The 6124-nt window shown below is 64.8% G+C and carries 7 protein-coding genes; 3 read left to right on the top strand and 4 right to left on the bottom strand.

Annotation, left to right across the window (positions count from 1 at the left end; genetic code table 11):
- On the top strand, positions 1-551 hold a 551-nt coding region (locus HUK84_RS08795; RefSeq protein WP_176639965.1), incomplete at its 5' end, for a transglutaminase-like domain-containing protein.
- 105 nt (positions 552-656) lie between these two features.
- On the opposite strand, the gene HUK84_RS08790 is transcribed toward HUK84_RS08795, so the two are convergent.
- Positions 657-1874 carry an acyltransferase family protein gene (locus HUK84_RS08790; protein ID WP_176639964.1) on the bottom strand — a complete coding sequence of 406 codons (1218 nt, stop codon included), beginning with the start codon at positions 1872-1874 and terminating at the stop codon, positions 657-659.
- 611 nt (positions 1875-2485) lie between these two features.
- Between HUK84_RS08790 and HUK84_RS08785 the strand changes: the two genes are divergently transcribed.
- Together HUK84_RS08785 and HUK84_RS08780 are read left to right on the top strand one after the other, a co-directional pair.
- A complete protein-coding gene (locus tag HUK84_RS08785) occupies positions 2486-2854 on the top strand; it encodes a hypothetical protein (protein WP_176639963.1) in 369 nt (122 codons plus the stop codon).
- Complete coding sequence (locus tag HUK84_RS08780; protein ID WP_176639962.1) at positions 2851-4221, top strand: hypothetical protein; 1371 nt, start codon at positions 2851-2853, stop codon at positions 4219-4221. The genes HUK84_RS08785 and HUK84_RS08780 overlap by 4 nt, the downstream gene beginning before the upstream one ends.
- Positions 4222-4312: 91 nt before the next feature.
- On the opposite strand, the gene HUK84_RS08775 is transcribed toward HUK84_RS08780, so the two are convergent.
- The 3 genes from HUK84_RS08775 to HUK84_RS08765 all read right to left on the bottom strand — a co-directional run.
- The gene (locus HUK84_RS08775; protein ID WP_246285564.1) at positions 4313-4603 is read right to left on the bottom strand and encodes a lipoyl domain-containing protein; all 291 of its coding nucleotides are present in this window, start codon (positions 4601-4603) and stop codon (positions 4313-4315) included.
- Between the two features lie 242 nt (positions 4604-4845).
- Entirely contained in the window at positions 4846-5835 is a 990-nt protein-coding gene (locus HUK84_RS08770; RefSeq protein WP_176639960.1) for an alpha-ketoacid dehydrogenase subunit beta, read from the bottom strand.
- The coding region (locus HUK84_RS08765; protein WP_246285563.1) for a thiamine pyrophosphate-dependent enzyme at positions 5825-6124 on the bottom strand (300 nt) is incomplete at its 5' end. The genes HUK84_RS08770 and HUK84_RS08765, both read right to left, overlap by 11 nt.

The following is a 6124-nucleotide window of genomic DNA, read 5'->3' as shown; positions in this document are numbered from 1 at the left end:
CGCTGGCCCGGCACCTGGCGGGCGACGCGCCGCCGCCGGTCGCGGTCAAGGCGTTCTGGGACTATATGATCGACCAGTTCCTGTCGGGCCCGGTCCATTACGACCAGATCCCGCCCGACGCCCCGCTCGACTGGGTGCTGGACGTCCGCTGCTGTGATTGCCAGCTCGGCGCGGCGCTGCTCGTCGGCCTGTGCCGCGCGCGCGGCATTCCCGCCCGGCTGGTCAGCGGCTATTTCCTCTATCGCCGCTCGCCGACCCTGCATTACTGGGCCGAGATCTGGCTCGACGGCCAGGGCTGGGCGTCCTTCGATTTCATGAGCTGGGACCTCTCGAAAGGCGGGCAGGACCCCGCCTGGCGCGACCATTTCTTCGCGCGGATCGACGCGCGGATGATCACCCAATGCCTGCCGCTCGCCTTCACCGGCGCGATCGGCATCACCATCCCGCCCGTCTGGCGCATCCTGCAAACCACCCAGGGCGACGGCGTCGAGATCGACATGATCGACCAGGACGGACTGTCGGTCTACAGGGACCACGTCGCCGTGGCGTAATGCCCTGTCCCGGAGCCATATCCGCGCAGGAAAGCCTATGGCTCCGGCCGCGCCCCCCAGTCTACTATGCCCCCAGTCTACCGGGCCCTCAACCTCTCCCCAGCCTCACTGCGAAACGCCGACCGTCTCCCCGGTGCCCACCTGCTGCCAGTCCCGCGCCGCCTTCGCCACCGGGCGCCGCGTCAGCCAATAGCCCAGCGTCATGGCCGGCCGCTCGATCAGCAGATAGGACAGGCCGGCGGCCAGCAGGCTCAGCGGAATGACACAGGCCAGGATCGTCGTCAGCGGCAGACTCTCATGGAACAGATGCACCATGGCCATCAGGACCAGCATATGAAACAGATAGAGACTATATGAGATATGCCCCAGCCATTGCAGCGGCTTCAGGCACAATATGCGCGACGCGGCGCGGCTGTGCAGCGCGATCAGCATGGCCGCCGCCGACCCCGCGCCCACCGAGATGAGCCAGAACAGTTTCGTGCCCATCGTCAAGGTCGTCTCCGGCCCGACATGCGGAACGCCCAGCAACAGCACGCACGGCAGCAGGACGGCCCACCGGACGGCTGCCGGCACGCGGTCGTAAATGGACTTGAGCGTATCGCGTGTTTCGTAAAGCAGGATGCCCAGCGCGAACAGCGGCAGATATTCGATCGTGAAGCACAGGCTGGCGACGAAGGATTTCGGCTCGCCCTCGCCGATCGCGGTCATGACGCCGCTCGCCGCGAAATAGGCCAGCATGACGGCGGACATGCCCATGACGCGGTACCTGGAAATCAGCAGGTACAGCAAGGGAAAGATCAGCGAGACCCGCATTTCCGCCACCAGGGACCACATCGGCGGGTCGAGCGTGTTGGCCCGCGGCGTACCCACCATCAGCAGATGCTGCAGGATTAGCCCCCATGTCGGCTTCTCCGACCATTGATCGTGAGAGAACCAGTAACTGGCCACGGCCTCCGGCACCGGATGCGGCAGGACGAAGCCGTACGCGATCGCCGAGATCAGCATGGCGGCGGCGAAGGGCAGGTAGATCCGGCAGAACCGGCGCGTGATATACCGGCCATAGGACCCTTTCTGGAATTTCGACAGCGAGATGGACAGCACGAAGCCGCTCAGGACGAAAAACAGCGCCACGCAACCCGGTCCCGACACCATCAGGTGCAGCGGCGTGTCACGAAGCAGAAAGGCCGGGTTGAAAAACAGCGCCACCGTTCGCAGCGGCGGAACAGCGTGCACCGCGTCCGGAAACGTGGCCCACGAATGATACAGCAGGACGATCAGCGCCGCGACGCCACGCAAGGAGTCGAGTTCGATGCTACGTCTCATGACCTTTCCTTTTCGCGATTCTGCTTCGCGATTCCGCGGTAGCCGCCTCTTTGCCCATCACCCGTTGAACCCGGCGACGCACCCGTCACGCGCAGGCCGCTCGGGCCGTGCTTCCGATTCTCGCTAAATGATGTTTTGTTTAACACAACCACATGTTTTTATTTGATTATTTTGAGGTTTTATCTCGACCTGTCCAGTTTTTTTTAATGTTCCGGCTCTTTTTTTAAAGCACATCTTCGACAGGCTGATCCCTCAGGTAAATCTTCCATCGGATATTAAACATGGCGCCTCGTGCCGGCGCATGGTGCCGGCGGAAGAATTCTTTACGAACAATAAAGATTTTTTTATTGATGAACCGTAGCCCTGCGGGGCCGGTTGACGTTCCGCATGCGCCGCCCGCGCGCCGGCATCCTGTTCCTGCAATCCAAACAACGACGCATATCATTACATCAAAAAAAAGTAATCAGACGATTCACGCAACGGAATGCACTCTCCCCGATGCAACCGCGTCCCCGAAGCGCTCGTTTTTTTCCGAATGAGGCGTGATGCAAGAGGAGCGGTTTATCTGAATTCGGTAATTGATTTTAAACGCATTTTAATGGGAAACCGAAATGATTTATGAATTCAGACTTCCGGTCATCGTGCCACAGATGTCCGGCGCGACTGTCGAATGCGTGTACGCGGGCGCGGGCGACTCCCTCCGCATGGGCGGCAAGCTGCTGGATCTCAGCGTCGATCTCAGCAGCGCCTTCGCCCAGGAATGCCCGCCGGTCTCCTATTACCGGCTTGTGCTGCGCGAACCCGTCTATCTCCGGCAGCTCGATGTCGGCCCGGGCCAGTACAGCGCCTCCTCCGACCGGATCGCCCTCTTCAGTACCGATCCGGAAGAGCCTCTCGACCAGGACGTGGCGCGCCAGGTCCGCTGCACCGTCGCCGGTATCCTCCGCCATGACGGCATGAACGCGGCAGGCCGGCCATGAGCACGCTCGATCTGCGTTTCGGCCCGCTCAAGGCCGACGGCTACGCCATCGTGCGCTCGGGCGTGCGCTGGCTGCGCGAAAGCGGCCAATATTGCCGCGCCGACGAACCGATCGGCTATTGCAACATCAGCCTGGAACCGACCGGCGTCCGGGTCTCCGGCCCGCCCGCCCTGGCCGACGAGACGGAATTGCAGGTGGTGTTCGCGCCCCGCGTCGGGGGGCGCCTGACCGTCCGGCCGGAAATGGCGCGCGGCGGCTATCTCAGCGTCCGCGCCGTCGAAAGCTGGAAGCCGGATACCGTCGTGGCCCATATCGATCCGGACGACCCCGCCCAGCTCGCGGACGAGCCCGATGCCGGCCGCCTGCGGCTGATGGTGGTGACCGGCCGGCGCATGACGGCCCTGGCCGACGTGCATTCGGGCCTGCTGCCCGGCTGGTACGGCCGCAGCCGCGGTTGGTGGTGCGATGACGGGGAAAAACCCACCACCCTGCTCAGCATGGGGCTGTGCGACGCCACGGGGGTCATACTCGGCGATCATTGCGCCTTTCTGGAAATGTTCGAATCGACCAGGGATCCGCTGCAGGCGGTCTTCATCCCCGATCATCCGGTGGCACCCTGCGCGCCCGTGCTGCTCGACCAGCTCGCGCGCACCCCGGCCCAGTTCGATGCCCTGGCCGACGATCTGCGCCGCGCCCTCGGCAGCGCGCCGTCGGCCCCCACGTCCGACGACTGGATATTCGCCGGCGCCCTGCTCTCGGTCCTGCGCAACACGCCGCTCAAGGACGGCTACGGCATCATCACCGGCAGCGGCACGAAGCGGCTGGGCCCGCCCGAGGACATCCTGCTGTCGCTCAGCGCCGAACCGCAGGCCATCCTGCGGCACCGTACCCTCGGCTATCATGTGCATATCATGCGCCACCACCAGGCGGCCGCCGGTCCGGCCATCCGCGCCTGGCTGTCCAGCGCCTTCGAACCCGTCAGGCGGTCGACCGACACCATCCGCCGCGATTACGAAAGCCTCATCGACACGCTGGCCCGCACCACGGGGGGGCGGATCATGGTCCTGAACCGCATGTCCACCGCGGGGTACGAAGACATCTCGTCCTATGCCGGCTTCGATGCGCCCATGAGCGACACGCTCTCCAGCATCGCGGCCAAGGAACAGAATCTGATGCTGCACGACGTCGCGGCATCGCGCGACATGGCGATCATCGACGTGGACGCGCTGGGGGCGCAGTTGGGCGGCGCCCTGCACCTGCCCGACGGCATTCATCAAAGCGGGCCGATGCAGGTCGCCCTGCGTCAGGAAATCACCAACGTCCTGGCCATGCGCCACGGCGCGGCGACGCCGGAACTGGTGCCCTGACCGGCCCGTCCCGGCTTTTCGTTTAAACGCCGTCCGATAAACGCCTGTCCGATCGGCCGCCTCCGGCCGATCGGATCATGTCCAGATACAGTCAGGTGATTTCGAACTCGACGGGAATGTCCGATGCGATGGCCCCGTCGGGCACGGCTTCGTCCGCACCGTCGCTGAACAGCGCCAGACGCACGCCGATCTGCATCCACGCGCCCGGCTCCGCCGTGATCTCCCGCAGGATTCCGGCCTGTCCCGCGCGCACCTCCACGACGGCCTTGTGGGTCTCCAGCTCCACGATCAGGTCGCCCGGCGCAAATGCGCTGCCGGTGTCGCCATGCCATTCCAGGACGCGAATTTCTTCGACACCGGCCACGGCGGCGGGAACGGTCAACTGGTAAAACATGCTTTCTGCACCTTCGGCTGTTTCTTGAAAGTAATGGAATTGTTATGCAGGAAAATAGTCAAATCAACAATTTGGTGTCCTGCCTTTGAAATTCGCATGATGAATTTCAAAGGCAGGACACTGAACCAGAGCATCATCCGACCGGATGGACTCATTCGGTCGGATAAAGATGCTCTATAAAACAACGCGCTAGAGCCATATCCCTGAACCAGTGGTGAACGGACATGGCTCTAGCGGGCCGACAGCGCCCGCATGGCATCGGCCACGCGGGCCGCATCCGGAATGCAGGCGGCTTCCAGCACCGGATTGGATGAAACCGGGGCGGGCAGGGCGCCCAGCCGGATCCACGGCATGGGGCCCGTCCGCTCGAATGTCCGATAGGCCACTTCGGTGCCGACCCCGCATACGGTCTGCCCCTCCTCCAGGGTCAGCAGCCGGCCGGTGCGCGCGACCGACGCCGCCAGGGTGTCGACGTCCATCGGCGCCAGGCTGCGCAAATCGATCACCTCGCAGCTTATGCCCTCCGCGGCGACGATCTCGGCCGCTTCCAGCGCGGGACGCATCATGTAGCCGTGGCTGACCAGGGTCAGGTCGGTGCCCGCGCGGCGCACGCACGCCACGCCGAACGGAATGGCGGTCTCGCTCACCGGCACGTCGCCCGGAATGGGAAACAGCCGCTTATGGTCGATATAGACCACCGGCCCGTCGCATCGCAGCGCCGTCTTCATCAGGCCATAGGCATCCTCGGGCGTCGAGGCCGCGACGACCCGCAACCCGGGCACGCTCATCAGCCAGGCTTCGATGCATTGCGAATGCGCGACCCCCTGGCCCGCAGCGCCGGCGGTGGTCTTGACCACCAGCGGGGCATTCAACCCCCCCGCGCTCTTATAGCGCAGCTTCGCCCCGTAATTGATCAGCGCGTCGAAGCCCAGCATCAGGAAATCCATATAGGTGATGCTGACGACGGGGCGATAGCCGGCGGCGGCGGCCCCGGCCGCGATGCCGATCGTCGCGGCCTCGGCCACCGGCGTGTCGCGCACCCGCTCGGGCCCGAACAGCGCGAACAGCCCGTCGAACTCGCGATACGACCCGCCGAAGGCGCCGACATCCTGCCCCATGATGAAGATGCGCGGATCGCGGGCCATTTCCTCGTGCATGGCGCGCTTGATCGCCTCGCGGAAGAACATCCGCGCCGTGACGGGCTTCTGGTCATACAACATGCTGCAGCACCTCCTGGGCGCTCGGATAAGGGGACGCCTCGGCATGGGCCACGGCCTGCGCGGCCGCCGCCGTCGCCTCCAGTTGCAGCGTGGCGAATTGCGCCGCATCCAGCAGCCCGGCCTCGATCAGCGACGCCGCATGGCGCTGGATCGGACAGCGGGCGCGCAATTCGGCCAGCTCGGCCCGGCTGCGCGTCTCCCGCGCCGTGGTGGAATGCGACCGCAGGCGGATGGACTGGCATTCCAGGAATGCCGGGCCGCGGCCCGCGCGCACATGCCCGACCGCCTC

It is taken from the genome of Nguyenibacter vanlangensis (assembly GCF_013376155.1).
In the GTDB taxonomy this organism is placed as follows: domain Bacteria; phylum Pseudomonadota; class Alphaproteobacteria; order Acetobacterales; family Acetobacteraceae; genus Gluconacetobacter; species Gluconacetobacter vanlangensis.
Note: the sequence above shows the minus strand (reverse complement) of the source record. Positions and strands in the feature narration are given on the sequence as shown.

What these genes read in the sequence shown, in the direction of transcription:
- HUK84_RS08785 (WP_176639963.1), top strand. Translation starts at nt 2,486, where the DNA reads ATGATTTATGAATTCAGACTTCCGGTCATCGTGCCACAGATGTCCGGC.
- HUK84_RS08780 (WP_176639962.1), top strand. Translation starts at nt 2,851, where the DNA reads ATGAGCACGCTCGATCTGCGTTTCGGCCCGCTCAAGGCCGACGGCTAC.
- HUK84_RS08770 (WP_176639960.1), bottom strand. Translation starts at nt 5,835, where the DNA reads ATGTTGTATGACCAGAAGCCCGTCACGGCGCGGATGTTCTTCCGCGAG.
- HUK84_RS08790 (WP_176639964.1), bottom strand. Translation starts at nt 1,874, where the DNA reads ATGAGACGTAGCATCGAACTCGACTCCTTGCGTGGCGTCGCGGCGCTG.